The organism is Corynebacterium sp. HMSC075D04 (assembly GCF_001815635.1).
GTDB lineage: Bacteria > Actinomycetota > Actinomycetes > Mycobacteriales > Mycobacteriaceae > Corynebacterium > Corynebacterium coyleae.
Window position 1 is genome coordinate 1 of record NZ_KV821304.1, and the last position, 24,458, is coordinate 24,458.

General features: G+C 63.0%; 18 protein-coding genes and 5 pseudogenes. 16 read left to right on the forward strand and 7 right to left on the reverse strand.

Features of this window, described 5'->3' with window-relative positions; genetic code table 11:
- The coding region (locus HMPREF3048_RS12395) for a hypothetical protein (RefSeq protein ID WP_210398412.1) at positions 1 to 250 on the forward strand (250 nt) is incomplete at its 5' end.
- A gap of 136 nt (positions 251 to 386) precedes the next feature.
- Here HMPREF3048_RS12395 and HMPREF3048_RS02510 read toward each other — a convergent pair.
- Positions 387 to 1,361, reverse strand: coding sequence for an NAD-dependent epimerase/dehydratase family protein (locus HMPREF3048_RS02510; protein ID WP_070568673.1), 975 nt, complete (start codon positions 1,359 to 1,361; stop codon positions 387 to 389).
- Positions 1,362 to 1,566: 205 nt separating this feature from the next.
- Here HMPREF3048_RS02510 and HMPREF3048_RS12690 point away from each other — a divergent pair.
- Positions 1,567 to 1,812: pseudogene (locus tag HMPREF3048_RS12690) on the forward strand (alkane 1-monooxygenase); the annotation flags it as partial.
- 46 nt (positions 1,813 to 1,858) lie between these two features.
- Here the strand turns inward: HMPREF3048_RS12690 and HMPREF3048_RS02520 are convergent.
- A complete protein-coding gene (locus tag HMPREF3048_RS02520; protein WP_005290994.1) occupies positions 1,859 to 2,248 on the reverse strand; it encodes a heavy metal-responsive transcriptional regulator in 390 nt (129 codons plus the stop codon).
- Between the two features lie 98 nt (positions 2,249 to 2,346).
- Between HMPREF3048_RS02520 and merA the strand changes: the two genes are divergently transcribed.
- From merA to HMPREF3048_RS12485, 4 genes and pseudogenes are all read left to right on the forward strand, one after another.
- The gene (merA, locus tag HMPREF3048_RS02525) at positions 2,347 to 3,768 is read left to right on the forward strand and encodes a mercury(II) reductase (RefSeq protein WP_070771105.1); all 1,422 of its coding nucleotides are present in this window, start codon (positions 2,347 to 2,349) and stop codon (positions 3,766 to 3,768) included.
- Positions 3,765 to 4,115 (forward strand): hypothetical protein, encoded by a 351-nt coding sequence (locus HMPREF3048_RS02530; RefSeq protein WP_038593990.1) that lies wholly within the window; start codon positions 3,765 to 3,767, stop codon positions 4,113 to 4,115. Before merA ends, HMPREF3048_RS02530 begins: the two co-directional genes overlap by 4 nt.
- A gap of 191 nt (positions 4,116 to 4,306) precedes the next feature.
- A pseudogene (locus HMPREF3048_RS02535) lies at positions 4,307 to 4,696 on the forward strand (peptide chain release factor I).
- Between the two features lie 368 nt (positions 4,697 to 5,064).
- Entirely contained in the window at positions 5,065 to 5,418 is a 354-nt protein-coding gene (locus tag HMPREF3048_RS12485; protein WP_016423158.1) for a type IIL restriction-modification enzyme MmeI, read from the forward strand.
- 70 nt (positions 5,419 to 5,488) lie between these two features.
- On the opposite strand, the gene erm is transcribed toward HMPREF3048_RS12485, so the two are convergent.
- Positions 5,489 to 6,343 carry a 23S ribosomal RNA methyltransferase Erm gene (erm, locus tag HMPREF3048_RS02545; RefSeq protein WP_070568683.1) on the reverse strand — a complete coding sequence of 285 codons (855 nt, stop codon included), beginning with the start codon at positions 6,341 to 6,343 and terminating at the stop codon, positions 5,489 to 5,491.
- 2,187 nt (positions 6,344 to 8,530) lie between these two features.
- Here erm and HMPREF3048_RS02550 point away from each other — a divergent pair.
- From HMPREF3048_RS02550 to HMPREF3048_RS12010, 10 genes and pseudogenes are all read left to right on the forward strand, one after another.
- Positions 8,531 to 8,839 carry a helix-turn-helix domain-containing protein gene (locus tag HMPREF3048_RS02550; RefSeq protein WP_024058948.1) on the forward strand — a complete coding sequence of 103 codons (309 nt, stop codon included), beginning with the start codon at positions 8,531 to 8,533 and terminating at the stop codon, positions 8,837 to 8,839.
- A gap of 171 nt (positions 8,840 to 9,010) precedes the next feature.
- Positions 9,011 to 9,280: a hypothetical protein gene (locus HMPREF3048_RS02555; RefSeq protein WP_049181627.1), complete on the forward strand. Its 270-nt coding sequence runs from the start codon at positions 9,011 to 9,013 to the stop codon at positions 9,278 to 9,280.
- 1,542 nt (positions 9,281 to 10,822) lie between these two features.
- Positions 10,823 to 12,166 carry a coiled-coil domain-containing protein gene (locus tag HMPREF3048_RS02565; protein WP_231699088.1) on the forward strand — a complete coding sequence of 448 codons (1,344 nt, stop codon included), beginning with the start codon at positions 10,823 to 10,825 and terminating at the stop codon, positions 12,164 to 12,166.
- Positions 12,167 to 12,867: 701 nt separating this feature from the next.
- A pseudogene (locus HMPREF3048_RS02570) lies at positions 12,868 to 13,425 on the forward strand (NADPH-dependent FMN reductase).
- A gap of 522 nt (positions 13,426 to 13,947) precedes the next feature.
- Positions 13,948 to 14,829, forward strand: a complete 882-nt coding sequence (locus HMPREF3048_RS02575) for a LysR family transcriptional regulator (protein WP_070421285.1) — start codon at positions 13,948 to 13,950, stop codon at positions 14,827 to 14,829.
- Positions 14,826 to 15,710 carry a serine hydrolase gene (locus HMPREF3048_RS02580; RefSeq protein ID WP_070421284.1) on the forward strand — a complete coding sequence of 295 codons (885 nt, stop codon included), beginning with the start codon at positions 14,826 to 14,828 and terminating at the stop codon, positions 15,708 to 15,710. The genes HMPREF3048_RS02575 and HMPREF3048_RS02580 overlap by 4 nt, the downstream gene beginning before the upstream one ends.
- Positions 15,711 to 15,821: 111 nt before the next feature.
- The gene (locus HMPREF3048_RS02585) at positions 15,822 to 17,594 is read left to right on the forward strand and encodes a penicillin-binding transpeptidase domain-containing protein (RefSeq protein WP_070421283.1); all 1,773 of its coding nucleotides are present in this window, start codon (positions 15,822 to 15,824) and stop codon (positions 17,592 to 17,594) included.
- Between the two features lie 313 nt (positions 17,595 to 17,907).
- Positions 17,908 to 18,969 carry a transposase gene (locus tag HMPREF3048_RS02590; protein WP_256375550.1) on the forward strand — a complete coding sequence of 354 codons (1,062 nt, stop codon included), beginning with the start codon at positions 17,908 to 17,910 and terminating at the stop codon, positions 18,967 to 18,969.
- A pseudogene (locus tag HMPREF3048_RS11695) lies at positions 18,875 to 19,219 on the forward strand (integrase core domain-containing protein); the annotation flags it as partial. The gene HMPREF3048_RS02590 and the pseudogene HMPREF3048_RS11695, both read left to right, overlap by 95 nt.
- Positions 19,220 to 19,237: 18 nt before the next feature.
- Positions 19,238 to 19,498: a hypothetical protein gene (locus HMPREF3048_RS12010; protein WP_141750494.1), complete on the forward strand. Its 261-nt coding sequence runs from the start codon at positions 19,238 to 19,240 to the stop codon at positions 19,496 to 19,498.
- A gap of 54 nt (positions 19,499 to 19,552) precedes the next feature.
- Here HMPREF3048_RS12010 and eccB read toward each other — a convergent pair whose 3' ends face one another.
- The 4 genes and pseudogenes from eccB to HMPREF3048_RS02615 all read right to left on the reverse strand — a co-directional run.
- Positions 19,553 to 20,848, reverse strand: a complete 1,296-nt coding sequence (eccB, locus tag HMPREF3048_RS02600; RefSeq protein WP_070421280.1) for a type VII secretion protein EccB — start codon at positions 20,846 to 20,848, stop codon at positions 19,553 to 19,555.
- 97 nt (positions 20,849 to 20,945) lie between these two features.
- On the reverse strand, positions 20,946 to 23,105 hold the full coding sequence (locus tag HMPREF3048_RS02605; protein WP_070570997.1) for a DUF6541 family protein: 2,160 nt from the start codon (positions 23,103 to 23,105) through the stop codon (positions 20,946 to 20,948).
- 49 nt (positions 23,106 to 23,154) lie between these two features.
- Positions 23,155 to 24,036: a tRNA pseudouridine(38-40) synthase TruA gene (gene truA, locus HMPREF3048_RS02610; RefSeq protein ID WP_083279290.1), complete on the reverse strand. Its 882-nt coding sequence runs from the start codon at positions 24,034 to 24,036 to the stop codon at positions 23,155 to 23,157.
- A 147-nt stretch (positions 24,037 to 24,183) separates the two neighbouring features.
- Positions 24,184 to 24,458: pseudogene (locus HMPREF3048_RS02615) on the reverse strand (single-stranded DNA-binding protein); the annotation flags it as partial.

Genomic DNA, 24,458 nt, shown 5'->3' on the forward strand with positions numbered 1-24,458 from the left:
CCGAAACGGCCTAAAACAACTTGACAAAACACAGATGTACAACTACGCGGGTAGGTCCCTGGCAAAAGCGCCGGGCACTAGTCCTGACTCAACACTCGACGAGAATCATCAACGAATCTCACTAGTTATTGAAACGGAACTCCACGGAGTGGCGAAAGAAGGCTACCTCACTCAGTTGCAAGCGATTCGAGAAGCCGAAAAGTGTGCCGCAAGGCGTTTCCTGCTCGGAAAGGCAGCCTCTGCAGGCTAGATCGTTCCGCGTCATGAAGAGCTAGCACCGCCGAAGTTCCCCTCAAGTCAGATTCGGACTCATTCTCACAGTCAGTCGCGGAACGAAACCCAACGTAGTACGGTCCCGACTGCAACTAAAACTGTTCCTGCCGAAACTAAATACCATCTTCTAACCGCTGGCGAAGCACGACTTCCTCTTCATCGCTGAGCCCAGCGAGTCTTTCCCCCTGCTGTTCTTCTTCGAATCGCAGCGCATCCGCCAATGTTTCTTTCAACGGGCGAATCTGCAGGCCAGCTTCGTAGGCTGTGGCGCAATCGAGTAGCGCGATGTTGCGAAACTGTTCACCTGGTACCCACAACGGCAACGATTTTGGGCCCATCCACGGGGTTACATCATTAGCGAGAAGCAGTTCATCAGAGCAAGGTCGCTCCGTAGCCTCCGATGCGGTTAACTCACGCGAAATCTTGAACACATCGGACAAGGAAGTAGCAAACCCCGTGGCGTTAAAGGTTCCGAAAGTTCCAACTTCTGCAGACTCAACTATCCAGTCTGCAAGGTCTTTCACATCAATCATAGCGACGGGAAACGCCGGGTCTGGGACGATCACGTTCTCACCCGTGGGATGCGCGAAGCGCCACGGATAGTAACCACTGCGCCCTGTTTCGTCGCCGTAGCCGGCGATCAGACCGGGTCGAACTACCATTACCGACCTATTTATGTTGCGATAAATCGTTTCGCAAGCAGACTTTGCGGCCGGGTACTGCCCCATGTTCTCCATGTAGTCAATTTCAAGCGGAGTGACTACGGAATCAGACTCGGAAGAAATACTTCCTTGGTCCTCATATACGCTGCTCGAAGACAGAAATATACGATGCTTGGCCTGGAGTTTCGTCGCCGCATCCCGCGCATGCTTCGGCTGACTCGTCAGATCCACAATGGTGTCCCAAGTTTTCCCCGCAACCTCATCGTACGCACCGTCACGGTCACGGTCTGAACTCACAAATTCGGCTCCGTTGGGAACCTTCCCGTTACCCCGCGCGAGGCAAGTAACTTGATGTCCTCGGTCGATTGCTGCCGCCGCAATGTGTCCTCCAAGGAAACCGGTACCACCGAGCAATAAAAAGTTCATGTCACTAGTTGTACACGAAACCTTCTCACACGTGACCAGTCCTAATCCCAGCGCATCCAAGCTGGAATAAGATGTCAGAGCAGGATTACCCCACCATCTGTCAGAGCTTCTTATTCGGCTAACCTACACATTGAACTTAAATTCCACGGTATGTCGTTGCAAAGTTACCCCCTCTCGTTAACACCATCAAAAGGAGTGTTATCCAATGAAAGCGTTCGGCTTCTTAAGCTTCGGGCATTACGCCTTCGGCAGCTAGTGCGGGCCATCTGCGGAAAAGATCGCCAAGACTCGTCTGGAGATCACCCAGGCTGCGGACGAAATCGGCGTGAACAACGCGTCCTTCCGAGTCCACCACTTCGCACTGCAGGCCTCCGCCCCGATGCCGCTGCTGTGTGCTATCGCGGCCACTACCAAAATCATCGAGGTGGGCACCGGCGGCATCGATATGCGCTAGCGCATATCGGGGTTGTAGCGTTTGAGTCATTGACTCCCGCCGTCTACAAGTATCTACACACTTGATCGGTGCTGCACGTTTCAGGATCCGGGTGCGCGGCGTCCTGGCTAAGGTCCGCGATAGTGTCGCGCAGCACGGAGAGCTGCGCGATCTGCTGCTCGATCTCAGCGAGGCGCACGTCAAGCAGGTCGCGCACGTGCTCGCAGGGCGCATGGCCGCCGTCGCGGATGTCGAGGATCTGGCGGATCTGGGCGAGAGTGAGACCCGCGGCCTGGCCGCGGTGGATGAAGTCGATCCGAGCGACCGTCTCGGGCGCGTAGTCGCGGTATCCGGACGGCGTGCGCTCGGTCGGGGGCAGAAGGCCCTGTTCCTCGTAGAAGCGAAGGGTCTTCGCGGTAGTGCCCGCCCTCTCGGCGAGTTCTCCGATCCACATTGCTGTCTCCCTCCGTGGCCGCGCTTGACCTTCCCCTGCACTGGAAGGTCCAGTATGGCTGAGACAGAGCAGAAAGCCAAGAGTTGACAGGAGTAGCGATGCCTACGAAGTACGATCTCGCCATCATCGGATCGGGAGGCGGCGCGTTCGCCGCTGCGATCCGCGCCAGCACGCTCGGGAAGTCGGTGGTGATGATCGAGCGCGGGACGCTCGGCGGCACCTGCGTGAACACGGGCTGCGTCCCGTCGAAGGCGCTCATTGCCGCGGCCGGCGCGCGGCACGTCGCGGTCGATGCCGCAACCCGGTTCCCCGGGATCGCGACGACGGCGGATCCCGTCGACATGGCCGCGCTGATCGCTGGGAAGCAAGCGTTGGTGGAGTCGCTGCGCGGCGAGAAGTACGCCGACGTCGCCGACTCCTACGGCTGGCAGGTCCTCCGCGGCGACGCCTCGTTCGTGGGCACCCCTGATGCGCCGGTTCTCGATGTTGCCGGATCCGACGGAAGCGTCGAGACCATCGAGGCCCGCCACTACCTGGTCGCGACTGGTTCTCGCCCGTGGGCACCGCCGATCGACGGCCTGAAGGAGACCGGATACCTGACCTCGACCACGGCGATGGAGCTGACGGAGGTCCCCGAGTCGCTGCTGGTGCTCGGCGGCGGCTACGTCGCCCTGGAGCAGGCGCAGCTGTTCGCCCGCCTCGGCTCGCAGGTCACGCTGCTCGTGCGGTCCCGGCTCGCCTCGAAGGAGGAGCCGGAGGTGTCGAAGGCGCTCCAGGAGGTGTTCGCCGACGGGGGCATCCGCGTCGTCAGCCGCGCAGTGCCCACCCGGGTCTCCCGCGGCACGGGAGGCGAGGCCGTCGTGACCGCCGCCTTGTCCGGTGGCTCGCAGGAGTTCCGCGCCGACCAGGTCCTGGTCGCCCTCGGACGCCGTCCCGTCACCGATGGCCTGAACCTCGATGCGGTCGGGGTGAATACCGGAGACTCCGGCGAGGTGGTCGTCTCCGACCGGCTGCAGTCCTCGAACCCGCGGGTCTGGGCCGCGGGCGACGTGACCGGGCACCCCGAGTTCGTCTACGTCGCCGCCCACCACGGCACCCTCGTCGCCGAGAACGCGTTCGCCGACGCCGACCGGTCCGTCGACTACGCCCGCCTGCCGCGGGTGACGTTCACCGGGCCCGCGATCGGCGCGGTCGGGATGACCGAGAAGGACGTCCTCGCCGCGGGGATCCGCTGCGACTGCCGCGTCCTGCCCCTGCACCACGTGCCCCGCGCCTTGGTCAACCGCGACACCCGCGGGTTCATCAAGATCGTCGTGAACGCCGAGACGAACGAGATCCTCGGCCTGACCGCCGTCGCCAAGGACGCCGGGGAGCTCGCCGCCGCAGGCGTCCACGTGCTCGGCAGGACCGTCGCCGAGGTCGCCAACGCCTGGGCCCCCTACCTGACCATGGCCGAGGGCATCCGGATCGCCGCGAAGGCCTTCACCACCGACCCGTCGCTGCTGTCGTGCTGCGCATGAACGGCAACGCAGGCAATCGGGGAGATCTCATCCTGAAGCAGACGATGAGCGCCGATCAGGACCGCGACGAATGGCGCGCCGGTCCCGTCGTCGCTGCAGTGACCGGGCTGCTCTTGCTGGCATGCTGCGCGCTTCCGTCGCTGCTCTGCTGCGGCCTGCCGTTCATCGCGGCGGGCGGAGCACTCGCAGGCGTCGGTGGGCTCCTCGGTAATCCCTGGATCATCGGTGCCGGGACCGCCGTCGTGATGGCCGTCATGGCGGGGATGCTCGTCAGGCTACGGCGGCGGCACCGGCGCCGCAGGTCCGGCTGCTGCGAAAATCTTTCGACCGCTGATCGGAACCGGTAGTTCGAGGGATCCAGCGATCACTGCCACCTGCGGAGGCCGCTGAAATCGAAGCCCGACGGGAGAAGGAGGAGCAAAAAGCGTTCGAATCAACCGGTGACGAGGATAATACTGAGGCTGGATCCCGGCCGTCGCGACGCGGTCTCCGCTTCCGCCGAGACGAGAAAGGGTTGTGGGCACCTAGGCTGGGCGGCATGAACGACCTGACCATAGCACCCGGCCCGGGGATCCCCGACGGTGCGGTCATCGCCGCCGATCTCGCGGAGCGTTTCGCGAAATCGTCGACTCCAGGCGGCCAGGGCGTCAACACGACGGACGGCAAAGTCCAGCTTTCCATCGATGTCGCCGAATGCGCATCGCTTACCGACGCCCAGCGTCACCGTATCTCGCGCAACCTCGAGCACCGCCTAGACGGCTCCGTCTTTACCGTGACTGCGTCGACTCAGCGGTCTGTGTTTCGCTAGTGGTCCTCTCGCTTGCACCTGCGACACAGCCTCGTGTCCCCGGGCCGTAGCGTTCGGGGGAGCACAATAGCCCCAGTCCTCATCACGTCCCGGGATCAAAGAGTTCATCGCAGAGGTTAAGCACTATACGTTAAATTTGAAATCGCAGGAGTGTCGTCGATAAATAACTATTCGATGCGCAAAGTACAACGAAATACCGCTAGAAACAGACAACATATGGGGGTGCACAGAAACACATATAGGTTCTGCGGAAAACCTATAGGGTGCGTCGTTAAGAACCGCTGTGCGCGAAAAACATAAAGGGTTTACGGACCCGGTCCCAGACCCCTCAATACTCTGAGCCGGAAGAATGGAAAGTGGAAGGTTGATGTATCCCCACTATTTATTTTTTCCGTTTTTCGGAGTACATCGGGAGCTACAACTGCGGACCAGCTCTGTGTGAACTAGATGAGAAGGCGCAGCAGCGAATCATCGACGCTGGACAGTTGGTGCTGCGGGCACGCGAGCGGCACCCCCAGCGGTCACTCGCGGAGCACTACAACCCGTTATCGATGGACCCAATTCTGCTCAAGGCTCACAACAACTTGGACCGGGAAGTCGATAAGGCTTTCGATGTGGCACGCAAACTCACCAACGAGCGCCAGCGCCAGGAGCTACTGTTCGCCAGCTACGGGGAGTTGGCGAGGGGCTATGTCTCCTCGCTTTCATCAAAATCGAAACCACCAGCAGGGTCGTTCCCCGTGCGGGTGATTTTGATCGGTCCCGCTGCTGGGTGTAGAACCCTGTCGCTGGCAACGCCGGGAACTATGACTGTGCCCGACGAGAACACGTCACTGCCATAACGCGGCTCACGGTAGACGAACATGGGTCGTTCACTACTACTGGTGGATTTCGGTTTTGGTGGAGGGGGGATTACCGCCGCCGGCCTCGATTTTTCCGTTGAGGAGGGCGTTGACTACTTCCCGATTGTGAAATGGGCCGATGGCGCGGTGAAGAGGAACCAGTCACCTGGAAGAGATCGATCCAGTCGCTGGTGTGCAATCTGGGAGGTAGGGTTGCGGGGTCGATTCCTCGCGAGCGCAACCATGATTGTGTCTCTGAACGTGATGAAAACAACCCTGCCCTTCGGAGAATTTCCCCTATCCCGCGTCCCCGGGCGGTGAAAACGGTGTGCACCATCGCCTGAAAGGCTTTGCGTTGCTCTATCGGGATCTTCGGGTCACCCACCCGGCGGATCACTAAGATCCCCCCGTCAACGTTTGGCTGTGGCCGGAAAGCAGACCTTGGTACCCGAGAACCCAGGTGAAATGTGAACCATGGGGACCACTGAGCCGTCATCATCGTGCTTGCGCCTACCCCGGCCCGGCGGCGAGCGACTTCCCACTGCATGAGGAGTACAGCGTCAGTCCATGCTGGCGCATGCAGCAACTTTCGAAGAATGGCAGTGGTGAGGTGAAAGGGAATGTTTCCCACAATGACGCAGGGAGTGGCGGGTAACCGGAAGTTAAGGAAATCATCATGGACCACTTCGACCGACGCCGAGGCGGTCTTTTTTGTGAGTTTGGCAGCTAGTTTTGCGTCCACTTCAACTGCCGTTATCGCCCTCCCCAAGTGGGCCATCGGGTGAGTGAGGGCACCGCTTCCTGGTCCGATCTCAATGATGGGGCCGGAGGTTTGTTTCACAAGGTCGATGATGGAGTTGATGATCTTGTGGTTGGTGAGAAAATTTTGGCCATGCTCGTGACGGCCGTGTCCGTATGCAGACATCAGGTGTGCTCCTTGGATTTGAAAGGGAGCCGGGCATGGCAAATGGCCGCCCGGCTAAAGGACCGGAGCGGTTTCTAACCTGCGGGAGGGAGAAAACCGCCTTAGCGGCTGGTGAGCGGCCGCATGAAAACGGAACCTGAAATCAACATGGGCCTATCGTATCCAATTAATTTCGCAGGGTCCAATACGGTGAGAAAGAAGACAACCGCACCGCAACAGTGCAAGACCTCTCTGGATTGGAATTTAATTGAACATGGGTTTGGGGTACGACGCGCCCTACTCGGAGTGGCACGGACACTACGGCTGCGCGCCCACACACAACAGTAAAGAGCTCGGCAATGCACAGACACGTAACGAGAGCGCCACAAATGTATGTACGTTTAAGTTACAGCATCGACACTGACGCTCCGCATGGAGGGACGGCCGCAGCCCTGCAGCAAGCACACGGCAGGGTGTCTGCTTCGGGCGACGTGAAATTACGCAGAAAAATACGAAACACATCACCGCAGGTCACGGTAGGTATTTGCGGGTCATTTCGTAATCTCGTAAACGAAACGAACAAAACTGCGAAACACAAAAATATACGTTGAGCAGCGTAAATGGTTTTCGTTTCGTAATTTTTCCACTTTTTGAAGAAAATCTAAATAAGAAGAGACACCTTGATTGCGATTGTGTCCCGTGTCACATAGCTGCAACCCCTGCAGCGTGCCCTCAACGAGGACGCTCTGTGTCGTAGACATGTGCCTGCAATGCGTGTCTGTGTCTCTCTCTTAAAAGGTTTGGGTCGAAATGCCGCAAAATTACGAAACACCGCCGAAATGTGACGTGTCTATGCAGGTCACAGCGTTATCGCGTGTTTCGTAGTTTTGTTCTTTTCGTTTGCGGAAATCACGAAACCGCAGGTAGAGCGTTTCGTAATTTTTTCGTATTTTGATCGGCAAATTACGAAACGAGGTCAAAACTACGAAACGAACACACAACACCTGTGTTGCGTGTCACACAACGGCGCGCCACGGACGTGTTGCAGCGTGGCAGTATCCCGGCCGTGTCACATAGCTGCAACCCCTGCAGCGTGCCCTCAACGAGGACGCTCTGTGTCGTAGACATGTGCCTGCAATGCGTGTCTGTGTCTCTCTCTTAAAAGGTTTGGGTCGAAATGCCGCAAAATTACGAAACACCGCCGAAATGTGACGTGTCTATGCAGGTCACAGCGTTATCGCGTGTTTCGTAGTTTTGTTCTTTTCGTTTGCGGAAATCACGAAACCGCAGGTAGAGCGTTTCGTAATTTTTTCGTATTTTGATCGGCAAATTACGAAACGAGCGCGCTACAGACGTGTCACAGGTCATAAAAAGGCGCGCCCCTTGCGTGTCACCGTGACGCAGCATCCCGGCCGTGTCACATAGCTACAACCCCTGCAGCGTGCCCTCAATGAGGACGGTCTATGTCGTAGACATGTGCCCGTAATGTGTGTCTGTGTCTCTCCCTTAAAAGGTTTGGGTCGAAATACCGCAAAATTACGAAACACCGCCGAAATGTGACGTGTCTATGCAGGTCACAGCGTTATCGCGTGTTTCGTAGTTTTGTTCTTTTCGTTTGCGGAAATCACGAAACCGCAGGTAGAGCGTTTCGTAATTTTTTCGTATTTTGATCGGCAAATTACGAAACGAGGTCAAAACTACGAAACGAGCACACTATAGACGTGTCACAGGTCACAAAAAGGCGCGCCCCTTGCGTGTCACCATGCCGCCACACAACAGCTGCCCCACCACAACACCCCAGCCGTGCCACGTGGCGTGTAGAAACGTGCTCGGTTCGATTCGTAAAGATTAGGTCGCAGGCTATTGTGCGCGACGCATAAGTTCCGTACGATGGCCCCCAGACCGTATGTGGCGTTTTAATTCGTTTTTGGTTTAGCCAGCCGCATACGGGGGATAACCCCGAGGATAATTCATAAAGAGACAGCCTCTCGACCGTGATAGGCGCGGTTCCTCCGACGAGATAGACCGGTCGGCAACGGCATTGCCAACCACAAAAGCGGTCAGGTAGGGAGTAAGCGCTCCCGTAAAGCGATGGGACGGCAGACCACCGTTCTAGCGAGTTGAGCACGGCACTCCAAGCCGCCTGAATAGCAAGCCGGTAAAGCACCCCGCTCCGGGACAGATCAATCTGCCCAGGAGCGTTTTTCTATGTCCGAAAAGGACACGACTACCGCCGTCGCGCCACGCTTTTACACGCTGCAGGAACTCGCCGATCTCGGCGTCGGCTCCGAGTCCACGTTGCGAAAAGCTATTAAAGAGGGCCGTCTTTCATTCCACCGTTTCGGCACCGCCTATCGGATTCGCCAAGACGATCTCGACGCCTACCTCGCGGCCGCACGCCGCCCTGCCCCGCAGCTATTCGACGGCTTCGTCGATGCCGTCGTGAATGCAGCGCCCCAACTGACAGATGAGCAGCGCCAGCAGCTCGTCACGGTGCTGGGCGGTGTGAAGCACTAATGCGGACAAACCCGCCTACGACGAGATCCCGCCGCTTAGCTCAGCTAGTCAGGCTGGGTCTTGAACTGAGTGCGAGGGCTGATGGGTGATGGCCGTGCTACTACACACGCGCGCTCCACCGTCGTGCCCCGAGTCCAAATAAACAGTTCATTCAACCAAGGAGAACAAACCATGTCTTTCAGAGACGATTACGCAGCAGCGCTGCGCGATGAGCAGCAAGCAAAAGATACCGTGAACGAGGCGCGCCGTGCACACAAAGCGACAAAGGAGCGCCTTGCGCAGTTGCGCAAGTATGCCGAAGAGTTCGAGGTGAATCTCGACGGTGACAAGTCCGCCAGCACCGAAGGGGACAGCGATACACCTGAGAACGGTGACGGCGACACGCCTGAGAGCACCGAGGGCAGTAAGCCGAAGCGGCATCTAGAAGTTGTACCCGACTAACCCTTTAGCCGTACACGCAATCACCTCATGTGTGTACGGCCACGCGGCGTGACGACGTACAGCCGTCACGTTTGATGTCGCCACACACCCCGCTCGCAAGGGCGGGGTTTTCGCGTGTGTGCGGGTGGCTGCGGCACCGCTACACGTGACACTGTCACGATGCTTGCGCCGGTATCGGCGACGGGGCATATACACGTCTGCCCCGTCGCCTGGATCATCCGCCACATGGCTGGCGGTATGTCGCGCTGCTGTCATGCGCGGTTTTGGCCGGCATAGTCTTGTATGGATGTGAAATATGCCGAAGACGGGGCCGTGGGTGCAGCAAAGACAGCAGCGTGGACAGAGCAGATTTCAGCAGCTGTGCTGCTGAAGATGCAACCGCGACGGCAGATGGTATGCGGCGCATGCCGCATAATGCCGCGTCGTGAGATACGCCAATATCCATCTCGGCAGGCTTGCCGTGATGGAGCGTTTCGTGATGACCCAAACACGACACACAGATGCTGGCATATCCGACTGTATATCGACAAGATATATCGGATTGCCGGCAGTGTCGTGACGTAAAGCATGGGTCATCACACAAGGTGCAGCGCCAGCTGCACTATTGGGCACCTTGACCGGAGCGCAGCGGAGGGAAAGGTAGACCCAGCCAGACCGAGCGAGCGAGGTCTGAGTCTGGGGCTATGAGGGGCGGCGCGCCAGCGCCGGGCACCGGGTTATGCGAGCGCCAGCGAGTAGTAATACCCGGTGCAGTGCCTCGGCTATGCCGAGCGCCGGAGCGCAGCGGAGGCGTCGCACCCCCTTATGCCCTTTTCCCCCTTCTACCCCTATAACGACAAACATATAGGGGTTTTGACACAGAAGGGGGCTGCGACCTGCGTGTTTCGGGTCTTTATGCGGTCTTCGACCCTTACCCGAAACGGCCCGTTGATGCGCGAAGCGCACATGGTGCCTACACAAAATCTGCAGGTCGCCACGCTGTGCGCACCACATACGGCGTCAGTCGTTGTATGTCGGTCTTAAAGTAAGGGCCGATGACGGGTGGAAACGCCGCTTGCGGCGTCTTCCCGCGTCATCGCGCACGCCGTGTGCAACGTGAGCTTGCGAACGTGCCACGGCGTCGAACCGAACGGCAAGACCGACATCGTTAACGTGGTGCGCACAGCCACACCCTGCACTCTGGCACCGCCGCTAGGCGGTCATTGCAGGGTGGTGAACATCCCGCAGCGAGCCATCCGCCGCAAGGCGGTGTTGATGCTGCTGCGGGGGTCAACGACACGGGCTGAGTAACACACTCCATATCGGCCCGTGCTACAAGCACACTATCGGTGCAGACGTATCACGTTCGCGGCGGCCATATGCGCGCAAGCGCATGTAACAGACACCGCCAGCGACGTGTGTTTCGCGAGCGCCCGCTCGCAGCAGATCCAGCGGCAGCTGTTGATGCAAATGTGTAGCGCCGCGACTCGATTGGTTCATCTTTGTGGCAGCGGCTGTACGGCCCTGTGGCGGCCGTAGACGCCTCGGATGGACGGAGTGCGCGTGCAGAAGAACAGTTTCGAGACGTCGCTGTTCGTCGTGTATCTGCCGAAGTCGATGTGCAAGGAGATCCCCGACTACTACACCAGTGAGGTGGACGGGCGCGAAGTGAAACGTCCGCGCTATGCAGCCCGCGACTACGAAGAAGCAATGATGTACCCCGAAGAGTCAATGCGTTGGCTCGCCGAGAACTTCATTCCCGGCGGTATCGACGCAGTCGCTGGCGGTGATATGAACTTCGACGAATCAACGCCACACATCCAGTTCCAGGCGGATACGTTCTCACCGAAGCCCGAAGATCCCGACAAGCTCCGTTGCCGCCCCGGCATCGCGTACAACACTGACACCTCAGTGCGGTACACATCCGGCCCGAAGAAGGGCAAGCAGATCTCGGGTAACCAGAAGTTCATCGACGCGCAACGGGGCCTGCGCGAACACATGCACTCGCTGGGCTATCCGGTGGAACTGGAAGTCTCCGAGCGGCATGACGAGTCGTTGAACCTCGGACGCTACGCAGAACAACAAGACCGGGAGCGCGACCTCGCCAAGCGCGAGGATGATGTGGAAGTCAAGAAGCGATCCGTGCAGCGCGATATGGACGCAATTGATCGTGACCGCGAGCAAACAGCAAAAGAACTTGAACAGGCAAAAGCTGCCAACGAAAAAGCGCAAGGTGTGTTGCAGCACGCCGAAGAACAGGCTCGCGCTGTTGCCGAGCGTGTGCTCAACGAGGCACGTGAGAAGGCAGAGCAAGAAGCCGAGCAGATCCGCAGTGACGCGCGCGAGAAGGCCAAGCAAGAAGCCGAGCAGACCATGGGCCTTGCCGAAGCGCAAGCAGACGAGCTGCTCGAACGAGCCGAAGAGACTGCACAGGCCAAGGCGGGCGAGATTACAGCCGCAGCCCGCAGCGAAGCGGAGTCGATCACACGCCAAGCCGACGAGGCCCGTAAGCAGGCTGAGCGCGACGCTGAGACGATCCGCAGCGAAGCACGAGATGAGGCCACAAGCATCCGCGACGAGGCCACGCGCGACGCTGCAGTAACGCGCACGGATGCCCGCGATGAGGCTGATCAGATCCGCCGCAACGCGCACACGGACGCCGAAGATGAAGCAGCCATCATCATCGAAGAAGCGGTGAAGTCAGGACAGCAGTTGGAGCATCTGGACAAGAAGTTCCTGGTGCAAGAACTGCATCGCAGCCCGGAGCTGCTTGAGCGCTACACGCTGTTCAAGCAGTCGCAGACCTCAGGCAAGAAGGGCGGGGCGCAGCAACGTGCGCGCGAGCGTATCGAGAAGCGCCGCCAGCAGCAACAGCAGCGTGATCGTGACGGCGGTATGGAGCTTTAGCAGCTCACCATGCGCTCTGCACGCCCGTCTGCGGGCCGTACAGGGCGCCGTCGGCGTCGTCGGTCATCTGCGGTATGAAACCGCTGAGATTCGGCGAAAATCGAAGAAATCTCGGCTAAGCGGGGCCAAGTGTCACTACGTTGCGCAGCGAATTGGCCGGTTAAGTGGCGGAGATATTGCGCAGCGCGTCGGTGTGTACGACGGCGCATGTGCTGCACAGCAAACATGCCAGCACACAGACCTGCAGAATGTCGTTGTCATCCTGTTGCGCAGTAAAGGTGTCAATAGGATGACAAACCACTTCACTGCCCAATTCACATGTCATTAAAGTGACAGGGCATTTGATTGCGCAGTAAACGTGTCGATGAAATGGGTGCCCAATACACAGTGCAACCTACGTGTTAATGAAATGTCACAGACACTACATAGTGCAGTGAGTTGCGCAGCAGAAACGCCAGTAAAAGCACCGCACCACTGCACCGTAAAACTGCACAAGTGATTCGCAGCAAATTGGCGTGTGAAATGGTTGAAAAAATAACCCCGCAGCGTATGCGGGGTTCATCCACGATTACAATTGCAACCGGGCTCACACTGCTATCGGAGGGTTAACTCCCCCTGCAACGCGTTCACAACGTCACGGGGAAGTACAGCTAGCGTGGGAGACGGGAATGTCACCACCACCACTATTCGGAGGTAAAACCATGACCCGCATCGCCATCATCGTCGGCAGCACCCGCCCCAACCGCCTGGCACCCCAGGTCGCCGAATGGGTGCACGAGCACGCGCAGCAGCACGGCGGCGCCGAGTTCGAGCTCGTGGACATCGCCCGACCAGAACCTGCCCCTGCTGGATGAGCCCATGCCCCGGCCATGGGCCAGTACTCGAAGGATCACACCAAGGCCTGGGCCGAGAAGATCGCCTCCTACGACGGCTTCGTCTTCGTCACCCCGGAGTACAACCACTCCGTGCCCGCCGCACTGAAGAACGCCGTGGACCTCCTGTACGCGGAGTGGAACAACAAGGCCATCGGCTTCGTCAGCTACGGCAGCGCCGGCGGCACCCGCTCCGTGGAGGCGTGGCGGCTGATCGCCGCGGAACTGCAGATGGCCGACGTCCGCGCCCAGGTGTTCCTGCCCTTCAGCTCCGACTTCGAGGACATGTCGAAGTTCACCCCGACCGAAGGCGCCACCGGCGCTCTCACCGATGTGTTCAACCAGGTCACCGCCTGGTCGGAGGCGCTCAAGACGCTGCGCGGCTGACCGGTAGTTGGTCTGAACCAGGCCGAACGCGGCGAGAAACCTGTGGTTTCCCGCCGCGTTGTCGTTCGTTGCTCGCCTCAATGCCGAGCCGTTCGAGTTCTTCCGGATTGCCCCGCATCTCCCGGACCACCTCGGGCGTGCGGCTCTCAGTCGAGGATCTCCTCCACTGCCCGTAAACCGCTTGTCCGTCAGGTCGGGGTCGTCCTCGAAGGGGACCGGGGTTCCACCCGGTGGATTCTGCCCGGCCACTCCCCGACCGCGGGTCCCGCTCCACGGATGGACGCATCCAGGGTGGCGGTCAGGTAGCTGAAGTTCGCCGATTCCCCCTCGCACAGATCAGTTCTGGTGCCGTGGGAAAAGGGGTCTCTCCCCTGGCCCGGGACGGTGCCGGTTCGGCTGTCATACGCATCTTCGCCTGAATTGGACCCACCACGGCAATCCGCTGCACGACAGGCCCGGTGAGCCCTTGTTCCCCGTACCTCGCTCAGCTCGTCAGAGTCCCCTCCACTAGGCTCGGGGCACATGACAACTCGACCGAATTCCCTCCGGCACTGGGAGTACTTCGTCGCCGTGGCCGAGGAGGGCAGCGTCACCGGTGCCGCGGAGCGGCTGAGGCTGACCCAGTCCCCCGTGTCCCAGGGGCTGAAACGTCTGGAGTCGAATCTCGGCCTCGACCTGATCCGCCGCTCCGCCACCGGTGCCACCCTCACCGAGGCCGGCCGGTCCCTGCTCCCGCAGGCCCGGATTCTGGTCCGGGACGCCACGGAACTGCAGAGCATGGCCCACGCCATCACCGACGCCGGGGCCGAGGTACGCGTGGGGCTGGCCCCCTCGGTGCCGCCGGGCATCGCCTTCGACCTCACCTCCGCGTTGCGGGACGTCGGCCGGGTCAGTGTGCACACGGCCGAGGTGTCGCAGCTGGTCACCCGGGTGGGCGAGGGCCGTCTGGACTGTGCCGTCATCGAGGACCCGGCGCCGACGGGTGAGTTGTCTCGCGGGCAGCTGCACGAGGTTCCCCGGCTGCTCGCCGGGCCCGCCGAAAAGCCCGCGACCTGGGCGGCGTTGCGGGGACACACCCTGCTGGACAACACCGCCGCCGTCAGCCCGGCGGCCGCCGGACGCCTGGCCGACGCCTTCTTCACCATCGGCTTGCACCCGGAGACCGAGCTGTGGCCGGACCGGACGGCCCTGGCCGCGCGGCTCGGTGCCGGAGGCGCGATGGTGCTGCTCACCCCCGATCAACTCGGGGGCCTGCCCGCGTTCCCGATGCCGACGGCCTTCCACCTGCGGCTGCGGTGTGTGGTGCCGCCGCAACGGGGCGGGGCCGTCGGAAAGCGGGATCTGCGCGACGTCGTGGACCGTGCCCTGCGGCGCTCCCTCGGGCGTCTGGGAGAGACCGGATGACCAGGAGCCTGCGGGCCCGGATCGGCACCGAATTGGTCGCCGCGGGCTGTGACGGTTGGTGCTGGGCGCACCCGGTCGGCGAAGAGGCGGCCGGCGTCGGGGTCGGCGCCGACAGTCAGACCAGCATCTCGTCGATGTACAAGGTCCACCTCCTGGCCGCCTTCTGCCTAGCCGTGGACCGCGGGCTGCTGAATCCGCTCGACGCGGTGACGCTCAGCACGGATGACGGCCCGGTCGGGACCCCGGGAGTGGGGCTGTTCGCCGATCCCGTGACGATGAGCCTGCGGGATCTGGTGCGTCAGATGGTGGTGCTCTCCGACAGCATCGCCGCCCGGGTGCTGCAGCGGCGTCTCCCACCGGGCCTGGTCGGGGAGGTCGTCTCCCTGGCGAATCTCGAGGACACCACGATCGTCGCCCCGGGCACCACCGAGTCCGAACTCCCGGCCCTTCCAGAGGACGGCTCCGCGGCCAGCGAGGCGATCCGGCTGCTGGTCTCCTACCCCCGGGTCCACCAGGATCCGGCCACCTACCGCTCGGTGAGCACCCCACGCCAGCTGTGCCGCCTGCTGGACTGGATCTGGACGGGCCCGGATCTCACCGGGGTCTCCCGTGCCTTCGCCCGGACCGTGCTCGGGCAGCAGGTGTGGGGCCACCGGATCCCCTCCGGCTTCCCCGCCGGGGGCGTGCGCTTCCACGGCAAGACCGGGACGATCGGCCCCGTGCGCGGCGAGGTTTCCGTGGTGGCCGTCGACGAGGAGGCACCCATCGTCGTCGCCGTGATCACCCGTTCAGCCCGCAGCGGCCCGAACCTCGCGGCCGCGGACGCCGCGATCGGCCGCATCGCCCGGTTACTCGTCGATGAACTGCGCATGTCGCGCTGAGATTTCCCACCGGAGAACACCCCGCCGAGCAGGCGATATTCGTCTCCCGACTGGCCGGAAGTCGTGCGGGAACGTGGTAGCGGTGAGCCCGTGGGCCTAATCTCATCCGGCATGACCACCCGCACCACTGTCCGTGTCTCCGCCCTGCTCGCCGCTACGGCGCTCGCGCTCTCCTCCTGCACCGTGCCCTGGTTCCGGGACGCGGTGGACGAGTTCGTCGCCGCCTTCAACGCCGGTGACGACGCCGGTGCCGCCACACTCAGCGACGATCCCGCCCGGGCCGCAGCCGACCTGGAGCAGCTGCGCGCGGGCATCGGCGGGACCAGCGTGGAACTGGACGCCGGCGGCGAGGAGGACGGCGCCACCGAGATCACCGCCACCTGGACCGTCCCGAATGGCGATGAGTTCACCACCACCGGGACGATCACCCTCTCCGAACAGGACAGCGACCTCATCACCTGGGACAAGCGGATCTTCTCCACGGAGCTGAACGGGGACAGCCGCTTCCTCTACTCCGACGACAAGACCTTCACTCTGCCGGTGACCGACCGCAACGGCACCGACATCCTGTCCTGGACACCTGTCACCGTCGTCTCCGCGGGCCCGGAGCTGATCCCGCGGGCCGGGGAGATCGCCGCCGCCGTCCGCCCGGTCGTGCCGACCTCCACCGCCGAATCCGTCACCGCCCAGATCGAGTCCGGGGACGGCTCCCCGGTGGGGCTGTTCACCCTCCGAGAGCGGGACTTCGCCGTGATAGGGGACGCCCTGCGGGCGATCAAGGGACTGGACCTGCGGGAGGAGGGCCGCATGCTCGGCCCCACCCGGGACACTGCCTCCCCGGTGGACGGCGGCCTGCGCGACTACTGGTCGGAGAAGATCACGGCCGACGCCGGCTGGACCCTCCAGGCCACCTCCCCCACCGGCACGACCATCCTGGGGCAGGTGGAACCGGAGGAGAGCGAACCCGTGCGCACCACGATGGACCTCGGGGTGCAGACGGCCGCGAAGCGGGCCCTGGAGCCGATCGAGCAGCCCGCGGCGATCGTCGCCCTCAGCGCCTCCACCGGCGGGGTTATCGCCGTCGCGCAGAACGACGCCGCCGACGCCCTCGGCCCCGTCTCGCTGAGCGGGCTGTACCCGCCCGGCTCCACCTTCAAGACGGTGACCACCGCCGCCGCCCTCGAACGCGGCACCGTGGTACCCGACTCCACCGTCGCCTGCCCCGCCACCGCGGAGATCGACGGCCGCGTCATCCCCAACGACGGCAACTTCGCCCTCGGGGACGTCTCCATGACGCAGGCCTTCGCCCAGTCCTGCAACACCACCCAGGGTTTCATCTCCCAGGATCTGGAGCCGGACGACATGAGGAACACGGCGGCGCGCCTCGGGCTGGGCGTGGACTTCACCGCGCCCGGCATGACCACGGTGACCGGCTCCGTCCCCGTCACCGAGCCCGGCGCGGCCCGGGTGGAGGCCGCCATCGGCCAGGGCGAGGTCCTCTCCTCCCCCTTCGGGCTGGCCGTCATGGAGGCCTCCCTGGGCAACAACGGCCGGATGGTGCTGCCGACCCTGATCCAGGGTGAGGAGACCACCGCCGACCAGGACCCCGAGCCGCTCGACCCGGCGACAGTGCGGGCCCTGCGCGCGATGATGGCGGAGACGGTGGACTCCGGGACCGCCGCCAGCCTGAGCGACATCGACGGTCTCGGCGGCAAGACCGGGACCGCGGAGGTCGGGGGCAACCGGCCCGCCCACGGCTGGTTCGCCGGCATCAAGGGTGACCTGGCGTTCTGCACCTTCGTCGCCGGGGCGGAGTCCTCGGGACCGGCGGTGGCGGCCACGGGCCGTTTCCTGCGCGATGACGCGATGTCGGAGTGGCGCTGAGCGGACCCCATCACCCGGGCCGACGCTCACGTCGATCCCCCAAAAGTAGTATTAGTGCAGGTCAGCCCCATTCAGGGGGCGGAAGAGGACGTTCCGGACAAAAGTCCGCGATACCTCGGGTGGTCACGTCAACTTCTGGGTTAAAAAAATGAGGGGTCGTTCACTGTCGGTCAACATATTCGAGAAGGTAACCCGGTGTTTTCACGGGAAGCGGGCTGACACGTGGTGAAGATACAAGGAAAGTGACCCTTGACCAGGTAAATTAGTAGTTGTTGATGTCACAATTTGCCTGCTCGAAAGGATCACCTTCAGGGTGAAGACTACCAGCTTCCATGTCGGTACCCCCGCTCCTGCTCAACTGTGCTCGAACGCCGGACTCATGTTATTGGCCGCCACCGCCGACGCCGTCAAAGTCGCCGATGCCATCGACGTGGAACTGGCCGAGTGGCAGAACCCGAACCTGCTGCACACCATGACCGCACTAGCCCTGGCACTGGCCCTCAGCGGGGACGACGCAGGCGATGTTGATCTCCTGGGCCCGTTGGTGGCCACCGGCCTGGTCGACCAGGTGCCGTCGCACTCCACGGTGCACCGCCGCCGCAAGGAACTCGCCGACCACGACGACGAAGCTGCCGGTGCCGGCACAACCGCGGTGCTGGCCGGCATGAAAACAGCCCGTACCGCGGACTGGACCGCCTGCGGTGCCCGCAACCCCGCCGCCGCGGCCAGCACCGATGCTCCGTTGGTTCTGGACCTGGACGCCACGGAAATCCTCGCCCACTCAGACAAGGAAAAAGCGGCCCCGACCTGGAAGAAGCACTACGGGTTCCACCCGCTGTGCGCGATCATCGACCACGGCGACGGGCTGACCGGTGAACCCGCAGCCGTCCTGCTGCGTCCGGACAACGTCGGCTCGAATACCGCCGACGACCACAAGGACGTCCTCGACCAGGCCTTGGCCGCGATCCCCAACCGCGTCGATGGTCAGGAGTGGGGGAAGCGTTTGCTGATACGCACGGATTCCGCCGGCGGATCCCAGGCCTTTCTGAGACACCTCAACCAACAAGGCCTGGCGTATTCGGTGGGGTTGCCGGTGACCTGGCAGATCGGCGACATCGCCTCCACGCTCGGCGAGGGCATCAAACAAGGCATCATCCGCGCGGGCGGTACGGTCAGCGACACCACGGACGCTTATGTCGCAGACATCACTTCCCGGATGCGATCCTGGGCCGGGGAACCACTGGGCATTAACCTCGACAAATACCCCACAGATATGCGGATTATCATCCGAAGCCCTGACGATGGCCTGGAAGGTACGAGGAGACCTGAATGGGGCGATTTTCCACTCGGATCACGGCAGTGTTTATACCTCTGAGCAGTACCGGAGGTTGTGTGAGCAGTTCGGCGTCACCCAGTCGATGGGAGCGATCGGGACGAGTGCGGATAACTCGTTGGCGGAGTCGTTCAACGCGTCACTGAAGCGGGAAGTCCTTCAGGATGAGCCTGTTTTTCCAAGTCAGCTGGTGTGCCGCCGGGATGTGTTTCGGTGGTGCACCCGGTACAACACGAAACGTTTGCACTCATGGTCCGGCTACCGCTCGCCGAATGCCTTTGAAGCCGCCTGATTAGCTGCACTGACTATCATGATCACCGCCTCCGCGGAACCGCACGGCGGGGCCGTCGACCCACTGCGGGCTGTCCCATTCGTCGAACGCGAGCAGAGCCCCGACACCGCACCGCTGCGTGCGCGCCCAATTGCGACCATTGATTCCGCTGCCCCACACCGAAGCAGTTTCACGGTCGCAAGCGTCGTGCTCGTCGCCGCCCTTGCTGTCGCAGTGGGCGCTTTTCGACGGATACTCCTCCAGGGCCGACCCCGGCATCGCTCCATTCACCACGGCTAAAACTCGCCGCGAAGGTAGTGCACCGAGACCAGATTGACTGGCGTCGCAGCGCTATCAGTAGGTCGCGGTCAGCGCTGCCTCGCGTGTGAGGGCCGGGCCTTCGGGCAGGAGACTGAGGATGCTCCACGGAACGGTGTCCACGTGCAGTGCGCCGACGACGTCGAGGTTGTCCCTGGTATCCACCAGATGGCGCTGACCTGAAGCGGACACGACGTGGTAGCCGGCACCGGTGTCGACGCCGACAGCACCGGAGGCTAACCCGACGAAATGGGTCGCGGGGCTGTCACCGGACAGCTCGACCGATCCTGCGGTCAAGACATCCGAATCTGGGGCAACGAGTGCAACAGAGCCTGACTCCGTCACGCACACGGCCGATCCTTGTGGATCAACCCACTCCGGCGCTTTCTCCGGAACGGCGATATCTAGCGGGACTTGGGCATCCGGATACGCGGCAATCTGGGAGGGGGAAGAGGTTGAGGTGGGTGCGGCGGCGTCGATAAGCAACTGCTTCTGTAATTCCGAAACGGGCTGAATGCCGCCATGCTGTGTGACAGCCCATGCTTCGTCGGTGCCGTCGGCGAGCAACAGGCGCGGCAATGGGTGTGGCAGGCGGACCGGCGGAAGTTCGCGGATCGCGGACAGCACCGGCGCACTGATGTCTGCGCGGACGACCCGCGCGTCGATGCCCAGGGCGCGTCGGATCAGCCTGCCCTGTGCATCGCTGTCTGGCGGGAGTTTTGCGCGCCCCTCATTGGTGAGCATCCACTCGTTGCCGCCCTGAGTAACCGCGACAGCCTGCCCGTCGGCAAGCTGCTGCACCGGTTCCCCGGCGACAACCGTGACACGCTCCTCCCCCTCGCACGCCGACCACGCAGCATCCACCGCATCACCCGGCGCGAACATCGCCGGCGCCGTGGCGATACCCAACGGCACACCGCGCGGCATCTCGGTGAGTCGCTCCTCCCCCACGCGCTGCGGCTCCTCCGCACTGCCTGCGATCAGTCGCGCCGACGTCAGGTTCGTCACCGGGTGCACTACCTCCCCGACCCGCACGTACATCGCCCCGTCATTGGCCCGCAGAATCGCCGCCGCGCCCGGATCCGGATTCGGCCGCAACCACGCGAACAGCCCCGATCCCGCCGCGATGAGCGCCACCGCGACCATCCCGAAGATCGCCGAACGACGCCGTGCCGCCAATGGATCATGAATCATCCGGATATCCCCGTAAATGAGCCCGTGCTCCACGCGCCGGCGCATGAAACGGTGCCCCGAAACCTGCGAACGCGTCGTCGGCAACAGCCTGCGCGCCTGCTTTGTCTCCCCCGAAACGGCATGAGTGTGCTGAGCCATGTGGACGCCCCCGTCGATTAGCAATGGCTTCTTTAAACGACGCTAAGCGCATGCGGGGCGGGCTTCAACCCGAAAATGCGCACTGAAGTGCGCAACGCTATTCGACGCCCGCGGCCGCCAGCTCCTCACTCGTCGGAGTCAGCTCAGGCAGCTCGGTGGAGCCGCCGTTGGCGACGGCGTCGCGCTGGAGTTCCTTGATCTCAGCTGGGGTGAGCTGCGCGTTGACGGCGAAGATGGTCACGCGACCGCGCTGGTAGACGGGCGTGACGCCGGGGGTGGTCCACAGGGCCTTGTCCACCTGCCAGTTTTTGGGCCCGGGCCAGAAGGTGTTGCCGGAGGAGACGATGAAGCGGACGCCCAGGTCGGCGGCGGCGTCGTCGGCGGGCGATTTCTCGTTCGGTCGGCCGCGTTCACCGGCGCCGAGTTGGCCGGCGCGGTCGGCGAGCAGGTTCGAGTCGACGCCCAGGCCGCCGTTGGGCCACAGGTAGTGGCGGGCGACTGTGGGCACGCCGTCGATGGCGTAGGCCCAGGAATACCCGTCGGTGGATTCGCCCATGACTAAGCCCTCGTGAGCCTCCGGGCGGGAGGCGAGCCAGGCGTAGGCCGTGAGCTGGTCGTCGTCGACCATGCGGTCGTTGAGGCGGGAGGCGTCGAAGGACATCTTCGCGCCGTCGACGGCGACGGTGGACGCCCAGGCGCCGGTGCCCCACCCGACGAGAACCGCGAGGATAGCGGAGGCAATCGACGTGCCCCACACCCACGGGCGGGTGCCGTAGCGGGCAGCGACGGGAGCGAGCGTGAACACGCGGATGATCATCGCGGCGCCGACAGCGGCACCGGCGATGACGGTCAGCGCCACGACCGTGATGATGCGGTGCGCGGAGTTGTAGTGCGGGGACCCGAGCAGGGTCAAAAGCGGTTCCCACAGTCCGTCGAACGGGTGCAGCGCATGCGCCGCGCTGGCCGTCATGAGCCCGTAGAAGACGGGCGCCCACACCTGCCCGCGCCAGACCACCATGGCGATCGCGCCGAAGCCGGCGAGCCACAGCAGGATGGTCGGGTCGAAGTCGGGGAAGAACTCGCCCACGTGGCGGGTGCTCATCTTGAACGCCTTCTCCCAGGCCTCCCCTGAAGTGACATTCTCGCTGGCGTCCCAGGTGTTCACCTCTTCGGCCTGAGTCTGGCCGGCGATGAGCTGCGGGAGGAACGCCACCGTCGCGCCGAGCGCCGGAATGGCCAGCCACAGGACATCGCTAACACGCGAGCGGTCCGGGCGCCACACCAGGTAGGTCAGCCAGTACAGCAGCACGGCGAGCACCACGACGAGCACCGCGGACGGGTGGACCTGCATCATGCCTAAGAACGCGAACAGCGTCGGCAGGGCCAGCGCGCGGTAGCGCGGCACCTGGTGGAACAACGCGATGACGATGCCGGACAGTCCGATCGCCACGATGTAGGGGCGCATGCCCACGAAATCCGGGATCCACACCAGCACCGGCGAGGCGTACACCGCGATGGCGGCCAGTCCCGCGGCGATCTGCGCGACCATGCCGCGGCCGCGCGCCATCGCCCACGCCAGACCAGCGGCGCCGGCGGTCAGGGCGAGACTCGGCAGCACGATCGACGCGAGGTTCACGGCTTCCACGGGGGCGAGGTCGCCCGCGCTGGCAAACAGCGCCGTCGCCGCGTGGAAAGCGGAAGGATAGAAAAGATCGATGTGCGTTTCGGGGTTCTGCAGCTCGCCCATCCGCGTGGGCGAGGCAATGCCTTCCTCCATGATGAAGCGCACCGCATTGACGTGCCACTGGATGTCCCAACCCTGGACAATATTGTCCAGCTGGCCGGGCACCTTCGACTGGAGTTCGAGCTGCTTGGCGATCAGCATCCACGCGCCAGCCACGACGCCGGCGCCGGGCAGCACCCACGACGGGTCGGCGATACTGCCGCGCCGCCAGTCGCCCGGCCACAGGGCACGCACCCAATTCTTCGCCGCGCGTTTTCTCGCCCGCCGCGCGAACGCGTAGCGCCACCCGGCCGCCAGACACAGCATGAGCACTAAGAAAACGATGAACGACGGCCACCCGAAGCGGATTCCCATCGCGCCGTACATCCAGCTGCCCAACCCGACGATGCCGAAGGTCGCGGGCAGCGACGACGCGGCCGCAGCGGGCAGTTTCGCGCCCGCGACCCACGCGAAGATCAGCCCCGGCAATGTGAATACAGCGATGGCCAACCACACGGCACCGACTGCATCCATGCGCTACCTCCCGGGGGCGACTCGTTCGGACAATTCCTGCCCAAGCAGTCTATTCCGTCGCCCGGGAAGACTCGGAGTGCACCTCCGAAGCGTCGCGCCGGTCGCGCGTCACTGCAGCGCGAGCTGCGAGTTCGTTATCTGCCGGGTAGTCGACGCCGAGGAGGGTCAACCCATTTGCGGGTGCCAAACTCACCGCGGCAGAGCGTTCCTTCTCCCCCAGCAAAGCCGCGGCCCACTCACCGTCGCGCTTGCCGGAGCCGACGTCGAGACACGTGGCCACCAGCGCGCGGACCATGTGCCAGCAGAACGCGTCGGCGACGATGACCGCCTCGTAGAGCTCGGGTTCCTCACCGGTGGACACGTCGCGCCACTCGAACGAGCGGACCTCCCGGATCGTGGTGGCGTGCGGCCGCGCTTTGCAGAACGCCGCGAAGTCGTGCAGCCCGACCACGGCATTCGCGAATTCTTGCGCCGCGTCCAGGTCCACCTTCTTCGGCCACACCGCGGTGTCCCTCACGCGCAGGGGCAGCGCGCCGCCGTCCGCGGTGGTCACCCGGTAGCGGTAGGTGCGCGTCAACGCCGAGAAACGCGCGTCGAAGCCGTCGGGCGCGGCGGACACTGCCGAAACGCGCACGTCGGGATCAAGCAATTTCGCTAATCGACGCACCAACCTCCCCGGATCCCCCTCAATCGACCTCTGGTCCAGTGACGACACCGGAATATCCGCATGCGCCACCTGCCCGGCGGCGTGGACTCCCGCGTCCGTCCGGCCGGCCACCGTCAGCTCCACCGGGTAGCGCAGGATCAGGCTCAGCGCGTCCTCCAGCACGCCCTGCACCGTGCGGAGCTCTTCCCCACCGGCAGGTTTCTGGCGCGCCCAACCGTGGAAGTCCGTGCCGTCGTAAGCGACATCGAACCGCAGGCGCACCATCTCTTCCGGATCGTCCGCACGGTCACCTACAACGTCGAAATCACTTTTTCCTGCGCCCATGCCCCCAACCATAAATGGCGCCACTAGATGCGTTTGAAATCGCTTCACAAAACCCCAGGTCGTATCGTTCCCTGCGGGGTTTCGTAGTTAGAACGGTACTTCTTCGCCCTCAGCGCCAGCCAGGGCGGCGGTCGCCGCCTCGCCTCCGCGACGGGCAGCGCGAGCAGCGGACTCCTTCTTGGAATCGATCAGCTGCACCGTGTCGATGCGCGCCACCAGCGGGTACTGCTTCACACCGTCCTTGTCGGTGTAGACGTCGGTCTTGAGCGAGTAGCTCACCGCAACGCGATCGCCGGAGCCGATGCAGCCGAACACACCGGGGTTCGCGGCGTCCTGGACGTAGCCGGTCAGCTCCACGATCT

Excerpts from the sequence above, each read along its gene's own strand:
- HMPREF3048_RS02510 (WP_070568673.1), bottom strand. The coding sequence starts at position 1,361 with ATGAACTTTTTATTGCTCGGTGGTACCGGTTTCCTTGGAGGACACATT.
- HMPREF3048_RS02520 (WP_005290994.1), bottom strand. The coding sequence starts at position 2,248 with ATGTGGATCGGAGAACTCGCCGAGAGGGCGGGCACTACCGCGAAGACC.
- merA (WP_070771105.1), top strand. The coding sequence starts at position 2,347 with ATGCCTACGAAGTACGATCTCGCCATCATCGGATCGGGAGGCGGCGCG.
- HMPREF3048_RS02530 (WP_038593990.1), top strand. The coding sequence starts at position 3,765 with ATGAACGGCAACGCAGGCAATCGGGGAGATCTCATCCTGAAGCAGACG.
- erm (WP_070568683.1), bottom strand. The coding sequence starts at position 6,343 with ATGTCTGCATACGGACACGGCCGTCACGAGCATGGCCAAAATTTTCTC.
- HMPREF3048_RS02550 (WP_024058948.1), top strand. The coding sequence starts at position 8,531 with ATGTCCGAAAAGGACACGACTACCGCCGTCGCGCCACGCTTTTACACG.
- HMPREF3048_RS02555 (WP_049181627.1), top strand. The coding sequence starts at position 9,011 with ATGTCTTTCAGAGACGATTACGCAGCAGCGCTGCGCGATGAGCAGCAA.
- HMPREF3048_RS02575 (WP_070421285.1), top strand. The coding sequence starts at position 13,948 with ATGACAACTCGACCGAATTCCCTCCGGCACTGGGAGTACTTCGTCGCC.
- HMPREF3048_RS02580 (WP_070421284.1), top strand. The coding sequence starts at position 14,826 with ATGACCAGGAGCCTGCGGGCCCGGATCGGCACCGAATTGGTCGCCGCG.
- HMPREF3048_RS02585 (WP_070421283.1), top strand. The coding sequence starts at position 15,822 with ATGACCACCCGCACCACTGTCCGTGTCTCCGCCCTGCTCGCCGCTACG.
- HMPREF3048_RS12010 (WP_141750494.1), top strand. The coding sequence starts at position 19,238 with ATGATCACCGCCTCCGCGGAACCGCACGGCGGGGCCGTCGACCCACTG.
- eccB (WP_070421280.1), bottom strand. The coding sequence starts at position 20,848 with ATGGCTCAGCACACTCATGCCGTTTCGGGGGAGACAAAGCAGGCGCGC.
- HMPREF3048_RS02605 (WP_070570997.1), bottom strand. The coding sequence starts at position 23,105 with ATGGATGCAGTCGGTGCCGTGTGGTTGGCCATCGCTGTATTCACATTG.
- truA (WP_083279290.1), bottom strand. The coding sequence starts at position 24,036 with ATGGTGCGCCTGCGGTTCGATGTCGCTTACGACGGCACGGACTTCCAC.